The 18,648-nt window shown below is 68.7% G+C and carries 13 protein-coding genes; 8 read left to right on the forward strand and 5 right to left on the reverse strand.

Annotation, left to right across the window (positions count from 1 at the left end; all coding sequences use genetic code 11):
- The first annotated feature begins 53 nt into the window (after window positions 1–53).
- Window positions 54–488 (forward strand): SMI1/KNR4 family protein, encoded by a 435-nt coding sequence (locus ACFYNP_RS12540; RefSeq protein ID WP_388785059.1) that lies wholly within the window; start codon window positions 54–56, stop codon window positions 486–488.
- A 161-nt stretch (window positions 489–649) separates the two neighbouring features.
- Here the strand turns inward: ACFYNP_RS12540 and ACFYNP_RS12545 are convergent, their stop codons facing one another.
- Window positions 650–1,003 (reverse strand): NTP pyrophosphohydrolase, encoded by a 354-nt coding sequence (locus ACFYNP_RS12545; RefSeq protein WP_388785061.1) that lies wholly within the window; start codon window positions 1,001–1,003, stop codon window positions 650–652.
- 442 nt (window positions 1,004–1,445) lie between these two features.
- Between ACFYNP_RS12545 and ACFYNP_RS12550 the strand changes: the two genes are divergently transcribed.
- Entirely contained in the window at window positions 1,446–2,291 is an 846-nt protein-coding gene (locus tag ACFYNP_RS12550) for a glycoside hydrolase domain-containing protein (RefSeq protein ID WP_388785063.1), read from the forward strand.
- 225 nt (window positions 2,292–2,516) lie between these two features.
- Here the strand turns inward: ACFYNP_RS12550 and uvrA are convergent, their stop codons facing one another.
- Window positions 2,517–4,985: an excinuclease ABC subunit UvrA gene (uvrA, locus tag ACFYNP_RS12555; protein ID WP_388785065.1), complete on the reverse strand. Its 2,469-nt coding sequence runs from the start codon at window positions 4,983–4,985 to the stop codon at window positions 2,517–2,519.
- A gap of 357 nt (window positions 4,986–5,342) precedes the next feature.
- Here uvrA and ACFYNP_RS12560 point away from each other — a divergent pair, with 357 nt between their 5' ends.
- Both ACFYNP_RS12560 and ACFYNP_RS12565 read left to right on the forward strand, forming a co-directional pair.
- Window positions 5,343–5,783 (forward strand): hypothetical protein, encoded by a 441-nt coding sequence (locus tag ACFYNP_RS12560; RefSeq protein ID WP_388785067.1) that lies wholly within the window; start codon window positions 5,343–5,345, stop codon window positions 5,781–5,783.
- A gap of 746 nt (window positions 5,784–6,529) precedes the next feature.
- A complete protein-coding gene (locus ACFYNP_RS12565; protein WP_388785069.1) occupies window positions 6,530–6,823 on the forward strand; it encodes a hypothetical protein in 294 nt (97 codons plus the stop codon).
- A gap of 251 nt (window positions 6,824–7,074) precedes the next feature.
- Here ACFYNP_RS12565 and ACFYNP_RS12570 read toward each other — a convergent pair whose 3' ends face one another.
- Entirely contained in the window at window positions 7,075–7,473 is a 399-nt protein-coding gene (locus ACFYNP_RS12570) for a peptidase inhibitor family I36 protein (protein ID WP_388409812.1), read from the reverse strand.
- Between the two features lie 1,320 nt (window positions 7,474–8,793).
- Here ACFYNP_RS12570 and ACFYNP_RS12575 point away from each other — a divergent pair.
- The 3 genes from ACFYNP_RS12575 to ACFYNP_RS12585 all read left to right on the forward strand — a co-directional run bounded on the left by ACFYNP_RS12575 (window position 8,794) and on the right by ACFYNP_RS12585 (window position 15,870).
- Complete coding sequence (locus ACFYNP_RS12575) at window positions 8,794–9,885, forward strand: helix-turn-helix domain-containing protein (protein WP_388785071.1); 1,092 nt, start codon at window positions 8,794–8,796, stop codon at window positions 9,883–9,885.
- A gap of 916 nt (window positions 9,886–10,801) precedes the next feature.
- On the forward strand, window positions 10,802–15,100 hold the full coding sequence (locus tag ACFYNP_RS12580) for a hypothetical protein (RefSeq protein WP_388785072.1): 4,299 nt from the start codon (window positions 10,802–10,804) through the stop codon (window positions 15,098–15,100).
- 323 nt (window positions 15,101–15,423) lie between these two features.
- Window positions 15,424–15,870 (forward strand): peptidoglycan-binding protein, encoded by a 447-nt coding sequence (locus tag ACFYNP_RS12585; RefSeq protein ID WP_388785074.1) that lies wholly within the window; start codon window positions 15,424–15,426, stop codon window positions 15,868–15,870.
- Window positions 15,871–15,935: 65 nt separating this feature from the next.
- Here ACFYNP_RS12585 and ACFYNP_RS12590 read toward each other — a convergent pair whose 3' ends face one another.
- Both ACFYNP_RS12590 and ACFYNP_RS12595 read right to left on the reverse strand, forming a co-directional pair.
- Window positions 15,936–16,787: a class I SAM-dependent methyltransferase gene (locus tag ACFYNP_RS12590; RefSeq protein WP_388785076.1), complete on the reverse strand. Its 852-nt coding sequence runs from the start codon at window positions 16,785–16,787 to the stop codon at window positions 15,936–15,938.
- A gap of 187 nt (window positions 16,788–16,974) precedes the next feature.
- Window positions 16,975–17,385: a DUF3592 domain-containing protein gene (locus tag ACFYNP_RS12595; protein WP_388409798.1), complete on the reverse strand. Its 411-nt coding sequence runs from the start codon at window positions 17,383–17,385 to the stop codon at window positions 16,975–16,977.
- Window positions 17,386–17,522: 137 nt separating this feature from the next.
- Between ACFYNP_RS12595 and ACFYNP_RS12600 the strand changes: the two genes are divergently transcribed.
- Window positions 17,523–18,626 carry a hypothetical protein gene (locus ACFYNP_RS12600; RefSeq protein ID WP_388785078.1) on the forward strand — a complete coding sequence of 368 codons (1,104 nt, stop codon included), beginning with the start codon at window positions 17,523–17,525 and terminating at the stop codon, window positions 18,624–18,626.
- Window positions 18,627–18,648: the final 22 nt, after the last annotated feature.

Consider the following 18,648-nt stretch of genomic DNA (forward strand, 5'->3'; position numbering starts at 1 on the left):
GCCCGCCAGTACTGCCGACAGGGGGCAAGTGATCGTTGAGTAGTCTCCGGGCCATGTGGAGAGAAGCGGCCCTCGAAGCCTTTCCCGGGACAGAGTTCCTGAGCCCCGCGTCCGCGGCTGCCGTCGTTGACGCGGAGCACCGTCTCGGACGCGAGTTGCCGGCCGAGCTGAGGCAGTTGCTCCTGGAGTGTGGTGGCATCATCGGCCACTTCGGGGTGGACACCGTCTGGTCAGTCGAGCGGATCGTCGAGCAGAACCTTCTGTTCCGCACCGACGGTTCCTTCGCCCGGCTGTACATGTCCTTCGACGCTCTGCTCTTCTTCGGCGACAACGGAGGCGGGGACCAGTTCGCCTTCGTGCAGGCACCGCTGCGGCCAGACATCTTCGCCTGGGAACACGAGACTGACAGCCGTCGCTGGGTGGCACGGGATTTGACGGACTACCTGTGCCGGTCACTGGCCGACGGCGACGACGACTGGTACCGGTAGCCCATCGACGTGGTCGAGGAACGCGGACCGGGCCTCGGACCTCGGACCTGGGGGCTGACGCACTCGGTGCCGGCGGCAATGTCCTTGGTAGCGCCGCCGGCACCAACCACCGCCGCCTCTGCGGTAACGGAAGCCTGGTCAGCCGCCGAAGGGGCCAGGGATCAGTCTGGTCGCACCGTACGGGGGCCGACGCATTCGGCGCCGTGCGCCCGGACTCGCTCGCGCAGCGCGCGATCGGCGGTCACGACCGTGCAGGGACGGTCGGCGTTGGCGGCGGCGAGCTCCACGATCCGGTCGTCCCCGCTGCCGGGTGCGGACTCGACGCGCACCCCGGGCACGGACTCGATGCCCCGGGCCGCTCCTTCGACGACGAGGATCACGTCCTCGCCGGCGTCCCGCAGAGCAAGCCGGTCGCGCAGTCGCTCGGCCGCACCTCTGCGGTCACGCCACCAGCCGTCGGGCACGGACCCGACGACGTTCGCGGCGTCGACGATCAGCACCGGGAGCCCAGTCATGTCCCTCCCCGGCCTACCCGAACCTGGCACAGTGTCATGCGCTTGGCTCCTCTGCATCACGTGGTGCGATTCTGTCACGCCGTATCCGCCGTATCCGCCGAGCTGATTGGGCGGGCCTCGTTCAACGGTCCCGGTTGTGCGGCCACTCCTCGGAGGCCCGTGACTCGGGGACCATGCGTCAGGTGCCGAGCGGCGTGCCGGCCCTCCCGGGCAACCGGGGGAGTGGAGGGCGAGCCGGCGGAGTTTTTGCGGTGCCTTGACCTGGGCTTGTGACGGTCAAGATCACGAATCCCCCAAGAGAATCGAATTTTCTGGGTATTCTCTGGTGCGCCGCACCTGGGGGCGGAGCGGCGGGGGACCAGCGCACGTGTTGCGTAGCAACTGCGGCGGTAGCCGCGTCCATCGACATCAGAAGCAGACAGCACAAAGGGGTGGGGACCGTATGTCCGACAAGTCGCGCAAGCCTGCGCACCGTCTCTCGAAGAGAAACCGCTACATCGGGTGGGGTGTGGCCGGTGTCGCCGTGGCCGCGACGGGTGGCCTGATCGCGCAGAGTGCGTCGGCTGCTCCGGCGTGGCCGGCGCAGAAGACGTTCACCGGTCTCGCCTTCGATACCTGCGCTGCTCCTTCGGCTGCTGCGATGAAGGCGTGGAAGCCGGGTCCCTATGGTGCGGCGGCCGTGTATGTCGGTGGGAAGAACCGTGGTTGTTCCCAGCCGAACCTGACCGCGCCGTGGGTGAAGACGGTGACTGCCCAGGGCTGGAAGCTGATTCCTCTGTATGTGGGTGCTCAGCCGTCCTGCCAGAAGGGTTCCAGCCCGGAGAAGATGACGGCCGCCAACGCCTCCTCGCTCGGTGCTTCGGACGGCGCGGACGCGGTGGCCAGGGCTTCCGCGCTCGGGATGAAGCAGGGCAGCGCGATCTACCTGGACATGGAGCCGTACGACATCAAGAACACGTCGTGCAACAACGCGGTCCTGGCCTACGTGCGCGCCTTCACCAAGACCCTGCGCGCCAAGACGTACCGGGCCGGTTACTACGGGTTCAGCACCTCAAGTGCCCATGCCGTCGCCACCGCTGCTGACCGGACGGACCTGCCGGGCAACCTCTGGTATGCGAAGTGGGACAACGTCAACACGACGACGAGTGACTGGCCCTGGTCGAGCAAGCTCTACACGGACCACAGCCGTGGCCACCAGTTCATGGTCAACAGCAAGGAATCCCGCGGCGGTTACACCATCACCGTCGACCGCGACGCTTGGGACGGCCCGGTAGCCATCGTCGGCTGACCCGCCCGCGCAAACCCGGATCGTGTACTGGCCACCGCCTCCCCCCGCGGACGCGGTCGCACGCTTTGGGCTGGCCACCACGGACGGGCTGGTGGTCGGTGAACGCTGGGCCACCAGGCCGGCGCTGATCCTCCCGACCGTCCAGCCGGGTGGCCACACAACCTGCGGCGCCACTTGCGTATGTGCCATGCCCCTGCCAGAAGCGTGCCAGCCGGGCCGCCCCCGTCAGGAGTGCGCGAGCCGGGCCGCGAGATAGGGGGCGGTCACGCTGCGGCGGGCCTTTGCCACCTTGGTGGGTGGGCCCGCCGCGACCACCCGGCCGCCCGCGTCGCCGCCGCCCGGCCCGAGGTCGATGACCCAGTCGGCGGTGGCGATCGTGTCCAGGTCGTGCTCGACCAGCACGACCGTGTTGCCGGCGTCGACGAGCCGGTGCAGCTGGCGCAGCAGCAGTGCGATGTCCGAGGGGTGCAGCCCCGCTGTCGGCTCGTCGAGCAGGTAGAGCGCGTGCCCACGGCGGGCTCGCTGTAGTTCGGTGGCCAGTTTGATGCGCTGCGCCTCACCACCGCTGAGTTCCGTTGCGGGCTGGCCCAGCCGTAGGTACCCCAGCCCCACCTCGCGCAACGTTTCCAGACTGCGGGAGGCGGCCGGGACGGCGGACAGGAACGCGGCGGCGTCGTCGACGGACAGCGCCAGCACTTCCGCGATGTTCTTGCCGCGGTAGGTCACTTCCAGCGTTTCGGCGTTGTAGCGGGCGCCCTGGCAGGTCGGGCACGGCGCGTAGGTGCCGGGCAGGAACAGCAGTTCCACCGCGACGAACCCTTCGCCCTGGCATGTCTCGCACCTCCCTTCGGGCACGTTGAAGGAGAACCGTCCGGCCGCATAGCCGCGCGCCCGGGCCTCGTCCGTCGCCGCGTACAACTTCCGCACCGCGTCGAACATCCCCGTGTACGTGGCCAGGTTGGACCGGGGAGTCCGGCCGATGGGCCGTTGGTCGACCAGAACCAGCCGGTCGAACGATTCGAGGCCCGCCGCGTCCTGGACGTCCACCTCCAGCCGCGCCTCGTCGGGCTCCTCGGGTACGAGTCCGAGGTGGCCGCGGACGACCTCGGCGAGCACCTGCGTCACCAGCGTCGACTTTCCGGAACCGGACACGCCGGTCACCGCCGTCAGTACGCAGAGCGGTAGGTCGACGGACACGTCGCGCAGATTGTGACGGGAGACCCCGTGCAGGCGCAGCCAGCCCTGCGGGGGGCGCCGGCGGTGTTCGAGCGGCTGGGCGCGCCCGAACAGGTACTGGCCCGTGGCCGACTCCTCGACCCGCTCAAGCCCGGCGACCGGGCCGCTGTACAGCACGCGTCCGCCGCCCTCGCCCGCGCCGGGTCCGATGTCGACCAACCAGTCGGCCCGCCGTACGACGTCCATGTCGTGCTCCACGACGAACAGCGAGTTGCCCGCCGCCTTGAGCCGGTCCAGCACGTCGAGCAGCGGTTCCGCGTCAGCCGGGTGCAGACCCGCGGAGGGTTCGTCGAGGACGTAGACGACGCCGAAGAGCCCCGAGCGCAGCTGAGTGGCGATGCGCAGGCGCTGTGCCTCGCCGGGCGACAGGGTTGTCGAGCTGCGCCCCAGGCTGAGATATCCGAGGCCCAGGTCGAGCAGTACGTCGACCCGCGCGACCAGATCGCCACAGATCCGGACCGCGACCTCGGTCGTCTCCCCGGACCGGGCGGTCGACGTGGTGGCGTCGGCCTCGGACCGCCCCGCGACGGGCCGCAGCAGCGCCGCGACCTCGCTGAGCGGCATCGCGTTGATCTCGGCGATGGAACGTCCGGCGAAGCTCACGGCGAGTGCCTCGGGCCGCAGTCCGCTGCCACGGCACTCGGGGCAGGGCACACTCCTGACGAACCGCAGCGCCCGGTCGCGCATCTTCTCGCTCTTGGAGTCGGCGAGAACGTGCATGACGTGTTTGCGGGCGCTCCAGAACTTGCCCTGGTAGCCGTAGTCGATGCGGTCCTCCTCCGGCTCGATGTACACGGAGGGCTGCTCGTCCGTGTACAGCAGCCAGTCCCGGTCCTTCTTCCGGAGCCTGCGCCACGGCCGGTCGATGTCGATCCCCAGACCGCTCACGACACTGCGCAGGTTGGTGCCCTGCCAGGCACCCGGCCAGGCGGCGATCGCCCCCTCTCTGATGCTCAGCGAGGGGTCCGGAACGAGCAGTTCCTCAGCGACGTCGTGCACGACGCCCAGCCCATGGCACTCCGGGCAGGCACCGGCCGCGGTGTTGGGTGAGAACGACTCGGCTTCCAGCCGTGGGGCCCGGGGCGGATAGGTGCCGGCACGGGAGTACAGCATGCGCAGCAGATTGGACAGCGTGGTGAGGGTGCCGACCGTTGAACGCGAGCTGGGCGCCCCACGGCGCTGTTGCAGCGCAACGGCCGGTGGCAGGCCGGTGATCTCCTGGACGTGCGGTGCGCCGACCTGTTGCAACAGCCTCCGGGCGTACGGCGCCACGGATTCGAAGTAGCGGCGCTGGGCCTCCGCGTAGAGCGTGCCGAACGCGAGCGAGGACTTGCCCGAACCGGAGACGCCGGTGAAGGCGACCAGCGCGTCGCGCGGAACATCGACGTCGATGTTCCGGAGGTTGTTCTCACTGGCGCCCCGGACACGCACGAAGGGATCGCTCGCGTCTTTGTCCACCCTTCCTGGGTACCCGATCGCGCCGGGAACCGCGCGATGGGCGCGATCGCCGGGCTCGCTCAATGAGCTCGTGGTTGCTCAGGTGGTTACTTCCGGCGGGATATCCGGGCCGGTCACCCGGGCCGGTCACCCGGGCCGGTCACCCGGGCCGGGTATACGGGCTGATTACTGTAGGCGGGCTCGATGTGCTGGCCGACGGGAGAAGACACCGTGGAGGACAGGCTTGCGGGCACGCCGCGGGGCAGCGGCGGTCGGGCCTGGGAAGCGGAGCCGGCTTTGTCGTGCGAGCCTGGGGTGAGTAGTGCCGACAGGCCTGCTCAGTGGGCCTGAGCGACTCCCCGGACCGTGGAGGCACCTATGGCCGACAACGTGAATCAGCCGCACGCCGGGCGGGCCCGCGACGCGGGGCCGCAGGTATCGCAGTCGGGGTGGGTCTTCTTCGCCGCGGTCATGATGATCATTGGCGGAGCCATGGCCATCCTCGAAGGTATCGCCGCCATCGCCAAGGACGACCTGTTCGTGAGAACGACGAATTACGCCTTCACGTTCAACCTGACCAGCTGGGGATGGATCCATCTCATCGTGGGAATCGTCGTTCTCCTCGCCGGATGCGCTCTCTTTTCCGGCGCGCTGTGGGCACGGGTGGTCGGGATCTTCGTCGTCGGTGTGAGTTTGATCGCGCACTTCCTGTGGCTGCCGTACTACCCGTTCTGGTCGGTCATCCTGATCGCCATCGACACGATCGTCATCTACGCCCTGTGCACGGCGCATCCTGAGAGGGCTGCCACCCGCGCCTGACGTCGGTGGCGGGGGTGCGGGTTCCGAGTAGCGCCACTCCGCCTGGCACGCACGGCGCTTGTCACCGGCCCGCACCCATGCCTTGAGCCTTCGATCGACGGCGGGCTGCGGCCATGATCTGCCGGTAGCCGATCACCGAGCGGACCAAGACTGTAGACAGGACGGCACCGGTCACAGCGAGGGTGCCTCGTTCCCACCACGTGACTCCCGGGCCCCAGGCAGTGAACGCATGGATCAGCATGAAGGGACCCAAGAGGAGCAAAAGGAACGTTCGCCAGTTCGTCCATCCGGACCAGGACTGTCGTGGAGTACCGGCAACGTCCACCGGGAAGATCCGGGCGGCAAGCCTCATGGACCTCGATGGCTTGGAATCGTAGGGTCGGGCATCAGACATGGAACAAGTGTCCCAGACAGCGCAAATCGGAAGGCGAGCCGTCGCGCCACGGCAGGCACGTGAGACGCCTACGATGGGTAGCCGCGGGCCGGGGCTCTGAACGTCCGTGCGTGGGGAGGCAGTTGTGGCTGTGCCGCTGAATGCCGAGGGGGACGGATGCCGTCCGGACTATCCGCCGAAGACTCCACCTCCTCCGAAGCGGCCCGTCGAGCGGCCGCGCCCTGACAGCACCCTGTCCAGCGCGGTACGCGTGCGACCGCGGCTGTCAGCGCGAATCGCGAACCGCAGGGCGGCGAACTGGACGCTGGAGAACGCCCCTTGGACACCTGCGAAAGCAGCCCGGCACATCACGGTGAAACTGGGGGAGTGGGGCTACCTCCTCACGGCGGCCAGGAACGACGACATCACCGCCCTGACGGAACTCCTGGCTCGTGCGGCGCTGAGGGACGGTGGCCGCCGCATCAGTCTCCACCTCGCCGATCAGGACCATCAGGCCCTCATCCTGCTCTTTTCCCACCAACGCGGCCAGGCGCCTGACGGCGAGGATCTGCTCCGTCAGGTGACAGCCCTCGGGGTGGTCTCCTGCGGGACGGACACCGACCAGGGTGACGGCGGCTGCCGAAGGTGGGCGGTTACGGACTTGTAGGTGTGCGCCGGGGATGGCAGTGCCCCGCTTGGCGTTTGGCGGTGGCGATCAGACCGGGACTGCGGAACAGTACGACGTCGGCGGATCCCCCGGATGCGTGTTCATGGGCGTTGGCGAGGGCCTCGCACACCCCATGATGTGCCGTACGCCGCCCGGTCAGAGCCGGCCGGCGTTGCGGAAGCGGGCGCTGCACTAGGGCGTGCGGTTGGCTCTGGACGGTGCGGCGCAGCGAAGTCGCAGCCGCTGGGGAATTACCCGTTGATGACCCGATAGGCGCTGACCCACGCTCCGATGCTGCTGTAGCCGGAACCGTCGATGATGATCGCGCCTCCGGTGCAGTCGTAGTTGTCCCACAGCTCCACCCTTCGGGTGGCAACGTCGGTGCGGGCGGATCGGATCCTGTCGTTCCAGTTGTCGCCCACGTACTTGCACTCTCCAGGGTTTCCGGAGAAGTAGGTGTCCGGACCCGAGAACCCCGTCGAGGCGAAGGCGTGCCAGGTAGCGGCCGCCGGACGGGCGGAAACGGCGGCAGATCCGGCGGGTGAACCGGGCGACGAGGGCGCGACGGACTGCGCGGACGACGGTTGAGCAAGGACGACTGTGCCGGCCAGGGCCGCAGCCGTGAGCAGAAGTTTACGGAGGATGGACATGACGTCTCCTTCGACCATGCGTAAGGGAGGGTGTCCGCGCTGCGTGGACACGGCCGGCGGCTGTTGCCGGGCTGAGGAGGCCATCCCCGGGGCATGCCACCGTGAAGCCTGTTTCCCGTTGCCTGGTGCGTACGGGAAACAGGAAACAGGCTTTGAAGTGCCCCGGCGTCTGGGCCGGGGCAAGGCCGAGGCCCTTCTCGCTGAGCCGCACACCGTCACTGCGGCCCGTGACTGCCGCTCGACTCGGAGCGGACCACAAGCCCTGGGCACAGCGATCGGTCACGGCAATCGGTCACGGCGATCGGGCGCAGTGACGGGCGACTGGCCGGGCACCCGACAGCACCGATGTAGAGCGCGGGCACGGCGCAGAAGTGTGGCGATCCACACACCGTGCCTCGCTGCCATAGGTGTTGGGCGTGCACGTCCACCACCCTCTGCGGGGAACGTGCTTGTCGGCTTCCTCACGGATCAGTACGAAGCGCGGGATGGATCGGCTCTGGATCCTGGACGGATCACTGGGGGAATGACGGGACAGTGGATGGGTGGGCGTCCGGAGTTATACGTGAAAGGTGTCCTCACCAAACTCGGGACCGTGCCGTGAATGCACATAGGCATCTTGAGGATTTTGGGCGAAGGGTCCGTGGATGCTGGGACGTCCAGTTGTGGGATGCCGCCGGCGAGTCCGAGTAATGTGCGGCGGATCCGTCCCTCTCCGGTGACTTGCCGGGCATCCCGGCCGAGGGGCGACGACCCCTGGGACGTCCGGGACGTCTCTGGGATGCCGCTCAAGGCTCTGAGGTGCCTGAAATGGCGGACCTACCGGGTCCCCGCTGGTTGCCGTCAGCGTCCGTCCCATGTCAGGACTGCCGATGGTGCGTCCCGTCCTCCAGGCTTCGAAAACACTAATCGCGGCTCCCGTCCCGAACTCGTCGGCGGCGCACGGGTGAAGCCGTCCGGATCAGAGCGTCCGGCGGCGAATCGAAGCGTTCTGCCCTGTGGCCCGGAGTAATTCCGTAGGACCCATGCGTAAGCCATCTACTGCCTCCAGGTGCGAATCAACGCGCGCCGACGGTGCGAAACTCTAGAAATGCCCGAGCGGAAGGCGGTGCCTGACTCATTCGTTCCGACTGGCGCTCGTGCTCAATTCCCAGCTGGCAAGCAATGACGGGCACAGCGTCGTCGCGCCCGACACATCCCCTCCAGGTCGCGGCAGGACCGGCCCCGCAGGTGTCGGGAAACGGTTCGGTGCTGCCTTACTCTTTGGTCCGCGCGATGGCCAGGGGAGATGCCGTCCGCCGCGAGTCATGACGGGGGTGGCACATGTCCAACCAGGCCGATGCGTCTGCGGACACGCTGGAGCAGCTCTTCGTGGAACTGCGCCGCATCAAGCAGGCGTCCGGGTTGAGCTACGGGCAGTTGGCGGACCGGACGCACTACAGCCGCTCCTCCTGGGAACGCTTCCTGAACGGGAAGCAGCCTCCCTCCAAGGTCGCTGTCGAGCAGTTCGCGGCCGCCACCGGAGTCGATCCGCGCCCTCTGCTCGGCTTGCTCGAACCGGCGGGGCAGCCGGCGGCCCGGAACCGAGAACTGGCCACGGGCGAGGCAGCCGACGCGCTACCGTCCGCTGCGTCGTCGGCCGTTCCTATGCCGTCCGACGCTTCCGTCGGACCCGTCGTTCCCGGCGCTTTCGAGTCCGCAGAGACGACGCGGAGCCCCTTGACGGCACAGGCGTCGCTGGGCACCGCGATCGCGGTGGTGGAGGTGCCGGAGCCTGCCCTTCCAGCTGAGGGGCCGGGCCAAATCGCGCGCCGTGCACCGCAGTTGACTCGGCGGTTGCTCGCTCGACGCGGCGTCGCCGCCCGCCCGTCGTGGCAGCGCCAGTTGAGGGCTGCGGGTCTCATTTCAGTCGGCGCGGTCATGGGGGCGGTTGCCGCAGTGCTGGCCATCGGTTCGGGATCCGGCGCTCACGTTGGTTCCGCCCATGCCACCGGTGCCCAGGCTTCGAGTCCCGCCATCGACCGCGGGGCGTCGGTGGTGCCCGCGGCAGGGAAGGTCGACGTCCGCTGCTCCGGGGACACTTGTCTGCGGCGCGACCCGCAGGCCATGGACTGTCAGTGGGACGCGACCACCGCGCACGACACCTGGCTGCGCGGCATGCACATCGAACTGCGCTACAGTCCCGCCTGCCATGCCGTGTGGGGGCGGATCGAAAACGGTGCCGTGGGGGACGTCGTGACGATCAAGGACCGGACCGGACTGGAACTGCAAGCCACCATCCGGACGGACCGGGACACGTACACCCAGATGCTCGCGGTCGCCGACGACGCTCCCGCCGAGACCGTGACGATCTGTGGAGCGATACCGAGCCAGAAGCAGGTGGAGTGCTCGCCGAGCTCCAGCGTGCAGCCATAGCCTGTCGCTGCCCTTGTTACCCCTTGCCCTTGGCCCCTGGCCCTGCCTTCCGGGCCGACCAACCTGCCATGCCGTAGTGGCTTCGATGCTGTAAGTCTCTTGATCGTCGCCCCCGGGTCCGACTGCCCGTGGGGCAGGTAGTCATCTGCCGTCTGGTCGCCCGCCCCGTGGCGCTGATGCCCGGGGCGCCGCGGACCCTGCCGAAGCCGCCGAGCCGCATTCGAGCCGCATCCGAGCCGCGGCCGGGTCCGGCCGTACGGATCGCGGCCGCGCCCAGACGGAGGGCCAGGGTCTGCGGGAACAGAGTCGGACCCCAACTCGCCTTTCTTCCCTGGTGGATTTCAGGGCTACGGAAGTGTGCCTTCCGCGCTCGGCGGTCGGCGCTCTTCGAGCCGGAAAGGGGAGGCATACGGGCCTCGGGAACTGCACGGGCCTCGCTGCGTAGCTCCATGGGGATGCGGTGCGGAGTGGTAGGCGGGGCGATGCAGGCAGGGCGCGGCGGGGCGAAAATACCGTGCTTATGACAGCGGCCGATAGCCGGTGCCCCAGCTCCGTTCCGGCATCTGTCCCGGTTTCCGTCCCAGCTTCCGTCCCGGTTGCCGTCCGGTTTCCGTCCCGGTTGCCGTCCCAGTAGCCATCCCGTCAACGCCCCTGTTCCCAGGCATGTTTCGGGGACGTACGGGACGCGCGCAAGGCGTAGTCCCGGGGCTAGCGTGCGGTTCGCTTGGGACCCCGAAGGACGCCGGCTCGGTGCTTCGGGTCTCAGCTCTCCCAGATCAGCGGCAGGGCATGGCTCTGCCGCTGATCTGTTTTCGATGGCTCTCCCCGCGTACTGCCAACACGCCTACTCCTGACAACACCGGGATTCCCTTTGAGACTTCATAGACCCACCCGCACCGCGCGGGTGCCGTTGCTCGTGTCGGCAGCTCTGGCCGTGGTGGCCGGGCTGTTGCAGGGCAGCGTCGCCTGGGCAGGACAGGCCGGGGCCGCCGCCCCGCAGCCCGCTGATTCGCAGCCCAACACGGTCGCTCCCGACCAGCGCGCCGACGTACTCGGCAAGGACTGGAAGAACTCCACCGACCGTGCCTGGACGACGGCAGGCGACTCCACCGGCTTCCACGTGCTGGTCGCGGACGCCAACACCGGCTACACCTGGCGGACGGTGGCCACGTTGTCCGAGCCGGGGCTTGAGACCGATCAGTGGATCGGCAACGCCTGTGTCACCGGATCGGGCAAGAGAGCCGTGGCCGTGTACGCGCCCCGGGCGTTCACGAACCGGCCCGAGCTCTTCGACCGCGGTGCCTTCACGGCAGTGGTGGACCTGGAGTCGGGGAAGGTGACCAAGCTGGCCCTGAACGCGAGCCTCGCCTACTTCGACCCCGGCTGCGGCGTCGGCGAGAACGTGGTGGTCACCCAGGCGAGCTCCGAAGCGAAGGGTGAGCAGACCCACCTCCAGACGGTCGATGCCACCTCCGGGAAGGTCGTCTCCACGAGTGCGGTCGACGGCCAGGCGACCTCCGCGATCCCGATGGGCAAGGAGGTCATGGCCGCCGCGGGGCCGCACCTGATCAAGGTCGCGCCGGGCGGCAAGGCGCAGGTCGTCGCGACCACGCACGGGACGGCGACACGCCTGCACCCCGACGCCGACGGCAACGTCGCCTTCCTGGAGCCCGCCCGCGGTGGGACAGTCCAGGTCCAGCATCTCCAGGGGCGCACCGTCACCACCCTGGCCGAAGGCGGTGTGGGGCAGGTCGGCCTGGCCCAGGGCGCGGCCGGCAAGGTCTTCGTGACGGGCCGGCCGAAGTCCGTAGGCAAGCTTCCCCACTCCGTGCGGCGCCTCTCCTCCGCGCCGGCCCAGGCCGAGCTGTCCACGGAGGGCAGGCTGGCGGTGGTGCAGTCAGCCCCGCAGCACCTCGCGGACAAGGTGGCCTCGCCGCTGCGAGCACGTACGAAGACTGCCGAGCCCGTCGACATCAAGGCGACGGCCACGGACGCCGGCAAGCCGCTGGGCTTCACGGTCACCACCCAGCCCACCGCCGCCCAGACCGCCACCGGTGCCAAACCCTCACCGTTGCTCCCGTTCATCGCGGGAGGGCGCACAGTCGTGAAGAGGGCGCTCGTAGCATCGGGGGCGAAGAGCGCGGCCGCCGGAGACAGTGCCGCCGATCCGGTGGACGGGGAACGCTCTTGCTCGGTTCCGCGCAACGACGTGAACACACAGGTCTACCAGCCGACACCCGCTCAGGTGGAGTGGGCGGCGGACATGGCCATCCGTGGGCTCCTCACCTCCGACCACATCACCCGTCCCGCCAACTGGCACAACTCGGGCCTGTCGGCCTGGTCGCCCCAGGGCATGTTCCCGCCGCTCCCCGTGGCAGGCGGCGGTCGGATTCCCGCCCAGGTCATGCTGGGCATCCTGACGCAGGAATCAAATCTCTGGCAGGCCAGCTCGCACGCCGAACCGGGTGAGTACGGCAACCCGCTGATCGGCAACTTCTACGGGACCAACATCTATCCCGGGACCACGGGGTACGACCCCAACCGCGTCTGGAAAATCGACTGGGACAAGGCCGACTGCGGCTACGGCATCGGCCAGGCCACCGATGGCATGCGCCTGTCCGGGCACCCCAAGCCGGGCGAGTCGCTGCTGCCTCCCGACCAGCAGCGGGCCGTCGCCCTCGACTACGCCACCGGGATCGCGTACTCGGTACGCATCCTCCAGGACAAGTGGAACGAACTGCACACTGCCGGAACGCAGATCAAGCTCAATGACGACGACGCGGCGCGCCCGGAGAACTGGTTCGCTGCGGTCTGGGACTACAACGGCGGCCTGAACCCGCGCGGAAGCAACACGGACGACCCTTCCGCCTGGGGCCTGGGCTGGGCCAACAATCCCTCCAACCCCAAGTACCCGATGGACCGCGGGGCGTTCCTGGACAACAACCACTACGCGGACGCCGCCAAGCCGCAGAACTGGTCCTACGAGGAGAAGGTGATGGGATGGGGAGCGTTCCCCATCGACACCGGGCACTCCTACGACGACAACGGCAACCTGAACAAGGGCAACACCCACGGCTTCGCCGCGGCATGGTGGGTCAACACCTCTGAGCGCACCTACGGCATCAAGCCACCCGTCACGACGTTCTGTGACACCACCAATGGATGCGACCCGCTCAACCCTCCCGTGTGCCACACCGTGGCCTGTTACAACCAGCACTGGTTCAACCACGACGTCACCTGGAAGAACTGCGGTACCAAGCCCACGGTTCCGGGCGGCCCGGTCGGCGAGTGCGGCAACGAGTACCTCACCTACAAGACGGTGCGCGGCGAGCCCGGAGACGCCCATCCGAAGCTCGGGCCCTGCGACTCGGGGTCGCTGCCCAGCGGCACGGTACTCGTCGACGACGAACCGGACGGGGCCCCGCAGAATCGCTGCGCCACCCGGGGCTGGTCCAGCAACGGCTCGTTCTCGTGGGAATTCCGTCCCGATGACATGGGACGGTACGAGGCCAAGGAGGACCTGCACCAGATCGGTGGCGGCTTCGGGGGGCACTACTGGTTCTCCCATGCCCGTCAGCCCAACAACTGGGACAACTACCTCACGACCAGCGGTACGTGGACGCCACACCTCGGCGATCACATCTACCGGATTCAGGCCTTCGTCCCCTACCCCTCACACACGACGAAGAGCGCGCACTACGAGATCACCACGAAGGACGGCAAGGTCCGAGAGCGGGTCATCGACCAGTCGAAGGCCAACAACGACTGGGTGACCGTCGGCTATTTCCAGCTGGGATCCAACGCCAAGGTCTCCCTCACCAACGTCACCGGCGACGCAACCTCCGGCGACCTCGACGTCGCCTACGACGCGCTGGCGTTCGTTCCGGTGGCGGGGACGTACGAGCACCACACCTTCGACGCCGCCGCGATCTTCGAGAGCAACCAGAATCTGGACACCGACACGCCCTGGCTCATGAACACCCCCATGCGCACGCGTCGGACCATCTACGACTGGGCGCACTCGCGCACCACGGGCGGCCCGACCTACGACAACCACGGCAGGCTGGTGGGTCTGTCCAACTTCCAGGTCTGCAACAACGCCGTGTACAACGACCTCTGTCTCGGCACCAACGTGTCCACCGCCGTCAAGGCCTGGGGCGCGGACGTCGAAAAGGCGGGAACGGACCCCAACAGCCATCCCTCCCAGTCCGACTGGCTCGGCTTCGCGATACCCGCGCCGCCGGCCACGATCGACGAGCACACCTTCGACGACGACCGCTCCTACAAGATCAAGACGCATATCGACACGTCATACGTCGTCGGCCCGGACGGAAAGATCATTCCAGGGTCCGAGGAACTGAAGGACTCCGGCAGGACAGGGAACACCGAAATCGCCCCGTTCGCCCGGGACTTCGTCCAGGCCACGGTCAAGGACTACGGATCACTGGGCGTCACCCTGCCCGACCTGTCCTTCGACGCCAAGGACGGCAACGTCACCGGTCAGACGACCCATGTCGCCAATCCGCTGGAGACCGGCGTCACCCCCGGCCAGGCCTACCGCTCGGGTCAGCAGCCGACCGCCATCGACTCCACCGGCACGTGCCTGACCACCAAGTACGTCAGCGGCGGCAGCATCGGCTACCGGCCACTCGATGAAGCACCCAACACCGATGCCCAGATGAGCGCGTGGGTGAGCAAGCTGAAGGGTCTGGCGGACCAGCGCTCCATCCCCGCCGAGGTCGCGGACACGGCCGGCGACATCTACAGCCTGTTCTTCCGCAAGCCCGCACTCGACGGCGGTGGCAACCCGCAGGGGTCGCTGTTCAACATGGCACCCCCGATCTGGCAGAACGTCAGCATGGGCTTCTGCGCCGGCGGAACGGTCAAGTCCACCGCCGCGGCCAACATCGACGACACTCCGGCCACAGGGCTCGTATACCAGAGCTACATGCCCAACCTGTACCTCTACCTCGACGGACACATGGTCGACCAGAACGGCCGGCCTACGAGCGGCCCCGTCCAGCGCGGCGACTTCCGGTCCTTCTCCAACCTGCCACTGGGCGACGACCACCACACCGGATACGGATCCTGCGGCACGGAGGTGAAGGGCAACGGCGGCAACCCCTGGAGCCTCAAGGCCGTACCCTCCGGCTTCCCGGGCGGCACCTCCAACATTCCGATGTTCTGCGACGACGGGAGCCACGCCAGCTCCTGAACCCGTTCCTGCGGGGCCCGCGCCCGAGGGCCCCGCAGGGCCGCACTCCCCTCGACACCTTCCCGCCGTCCTCCTCGTCCTACCCGTCATCGCCGTCCCCTGCCGTCCTCGCCGTCCCTGGGACGTGGTGAGGAGAAAGCGGTGCCGATGTGGGAAGGGCGGGCTCGGAGTCTGTGCCTTGGCGTCCCGGTAGTTGGTGGGACGGGCGGGACGGCTGGGACGGGGCGGAAGAGGGGAGACGGCGGTCGGTGATGCGTTGTTAGCTTTCGGTCGTCGCCCTCCGGCGGCACCTACCGATGACGCATTCCAAGGGGAGCCCAGTCATGAAGCGCATACTCGCCAGCTTCGCCGCCATCGCCACGATCGCGCTCGGCGCGGTCGCCACCGGCGCCGCGCCGGCATCCGCCGCGATGCCGGTCTGCTCCAGCTTCGCCGGATACACCGACGCCGCCGGTTACGTGACCGTGGTGCCGCTCGACGCAGCCCAGAGCAACTTCTGCTCGTTGCAGGCGGGCAACCGCGGCGAGAGCGTCCGCGCCCTCCAGCAGACCCTGAACGGGTGCTACTACGACGGAGTCACCCGCCTCGCCGAGGACGGCGACTTCGGCCCCGCAACCACGAAGGCCCTCAAGCGGGCCCAGCAGATGGCGGGCGTCACCGCGGACGGCGTCTACGGTCCGAACACCCGCGACGCCATCCGCTGGTACTGGAGCCAGAACTGGCAGCCGCGCTGCCTGCGCCTGAGCGCCGCGCCGCAGCCGGTGCGCTAGGGCCTCTCCTGCTCATCAGGGTTCAGGTAAGTCCCAGTAGGCCCCGTCGCCGCTGGGGGAGCGGCCTATCGGAGGACCGCCGAGATCAAGCCGCCGGGTCCTTCCTCGTGCTGCGGCGGGGTGCTGATCGGTCGGCCATAGGCGGCGGCACGTTCACGCAAGGTGTGACTGGTGGCCTGCCAGCCGTGCCCGGCCAGCCAGGCCACCGGGTCGTCGGGCATCTCCGAGACCCACATGGACGCCGCCGATCCAGGCGCGGCGTCCGCTCCGAAGCGTTCCAGAACACCGCGCGAGCCCAACGTCAGCCCCAGCCGACTGCCGGCCGCCGACTGCGCGCCGATCCGGGTCAGCAGCAACTCGACTGCGTCCTCGGGCAGGTAGATCAACAGCCCTTCGGCGATCCACACAGTCGGGACGGCCGGGTCGTGCCCTGCGGCGGCCAGTGCGCCGGGCCAGTCCTCACGCAGATCCACCGGGACGGTGATCCGCTCGCAGCGCGCGACGGCGCGCTCCTCGCGCAGCACCGAAGCCTTGAAGTCCAGTGGCGCGGCAGTGTCGACCTCGAACAGCCGGGTGCCGTCGGGCCAGTCCATCCGGAAGGCCCTGCTGTCCATGCCGGCGCCGAGCAGTACAACCTGCCGCACCCCGGACGCGGAAGCCTCCCACAACAGGTCGTCGAGGAACTTGGTCCTGATGACGATGGAGAACGCCACGGCCATCCGACGCCGTTGCGCGGCCTGGTCATCGGCGAGAGGCTTCGAGGAGGGCCACAGGCCGCCGGCGGTGGCGAAGGCCTGGGCCAGCGGGTCGCGGAACAGCGCGTTCTCCCGCCCGGTCTCCAGCGCCCGCACCCGGGCCACCCCTACCGCCGTGGCCCACACTCCCGACGGCTGCACCCGCCCCTGCTCATCAGTCACCATGCCAGCCTAGAGGACCGATGACGCGGCTCCGGATGAGGGGAGTGAGCTGCGCGTATCTCAGCGAAGGATGACGGATCCGACCAGCCCCTTCGAGGGCGGGGTGCGCAGGCCGCGCACTGCCGCAGCGAGCCGACAGCCGGTCCCTTCCCTTCTGTACGGGAAGCGTCTGTACGGGAAGCGCAGCTCAGTATCGAAAGTACAGCCAGACCAATACCAGGCCGAAGAGCGCGAACAAGCCGGTGATCATGATGCCGAACAGCTGACCGAACAAAGGGGACCAAGCTCCGCCAGGACCCATGACGGTCGCGGAGCGCGCGGGGTTTTCCGGGCGATACCGGACCGTCAGCGAGTCGCCCTCAGCCAGCAGCAGGACGTCTTCCTCGAATTCCACGTACTGGCCCTCAAGGGTGGTGAAGCCATGCACGTGATGCCATTGAGTGCCACTGTCCATGCTGTCCGTGGAGTAGCGGCGCACACACCGGCCCTCCACGGCGATGCCGCTGAACACCGAGCGCAGCCGGTTCATCAACTGCCATGACAGATAGGCGCATCCCGCCCCGGCCAAGACTATGAGCAGGATCCCCGTAACAAGCATGCTGACAGACTATCCACCACGACGAAACGCCCGCTCCGCAGCCTGCGATCAGGCCCTCGGGCTGGAGGTAGGAGTGGGGGTGCGTCGGAGAGCTCGCGTATGTGGGTGAGTTTCCTGGCGGAAGGGGAAGCGACGCGATGACGGAACGTGCCGGGCGGGCCGGGTGTGCCGAGCAGTCGGTGCTGGACGCGCTCGCGGCGGTTCTCGGCGCGGTGCCGCCGGTCGGTACGGGCTGGACCGATGAGCTGTGGGACCTCTATGAGGTGTACGAGGAGAGCCGGTCGGGGCGGGGGCAGCCGCCTGACCTCACCGCCGGGCAGTCGGCCCGGTTCGCGGCCCAGTGGCGTCGGCAGGAGCTTTCCGGCGAGGCCGCAGGGCTGGTGCGGGAGCTGCGCGAGCGGGCGGAGCGGGCGCGGCTGGTGGCGCCGGCCGCAGCGGCCGGTGTGGCCGTGCGGCTGGTGCGTGCCGGACTGGCCGCGCACGAGGCGGTCAACCTGCTGTCCGGGCTCGGGGCCCCGCACGGCGAGCGGGGGCTGCTCGAACTCGCCCGGGACCGGGGGATCGGTGAGGGGGACAGGCTCTGGGCCCGCGAGCGGCTGTTCGCGCTGCGCCGGGAGGGATACCGTGCCCGGGGTCTGCTGGCGGTGGACGGCGAGGAGCCGTTGCTTCCGGCCGCCGCGCGCGCACTGCCCACCGCCGCCGGGGGAGCCCTGGCTGTTCCGGTCGATGCCGTTCGGGCGCGGGCGGCACTCGAAGCTCTGCTGCCGTCGGCCCCGCTGTCCGCACCGGAGCCGCCGCCGGAGTGGACGGCGGGCTGGGACGGGCTCGACGACAGGGGCGAGTACCGTCCCGACTGGCTCGAAGTCCGTTTGCTCGTACGTGAGTTGATGCCCACGGCGCGGGAGGTGACCCGGGAGCGGATGGCCGGGGCGGAGCGGGAGTGTGTGCTGCTCGGGCTCGACGGCGGTGAGGGGGATTTCGCGGCACTCTGGACCACCCGCCTCGCCGCCTGGCTGGCGGGAGAGGTCTTCGACGCCCTGAGCCGTGACCCCGATCCGTCCGCCCTGGCCCCGTGGTCGATGGACCTCGCCGAGCAGTACGTGCGGCGCGGCATGGCCGCCGAGGACGCACACGTCTTCCTGCGCCGGACCGCAGACGACGTTCCCTACAGCCGACTGGTGCTCCTACGGCTCACGACCGAGACCTCCCAGGCGTCTGCCTCCTTGGACCGGCCTCAGTAGTGAACGTGAACAATGTCACGGC

The organism is Streptomyces sp. NPDC006691, assembly GCF_042869955.1.
Classification (GTDB): domain Bacteria; phylum Actinomycetota; class Actinomycetes; order Streptomycetales; family Streptomycetaceae; genus Streptomyces.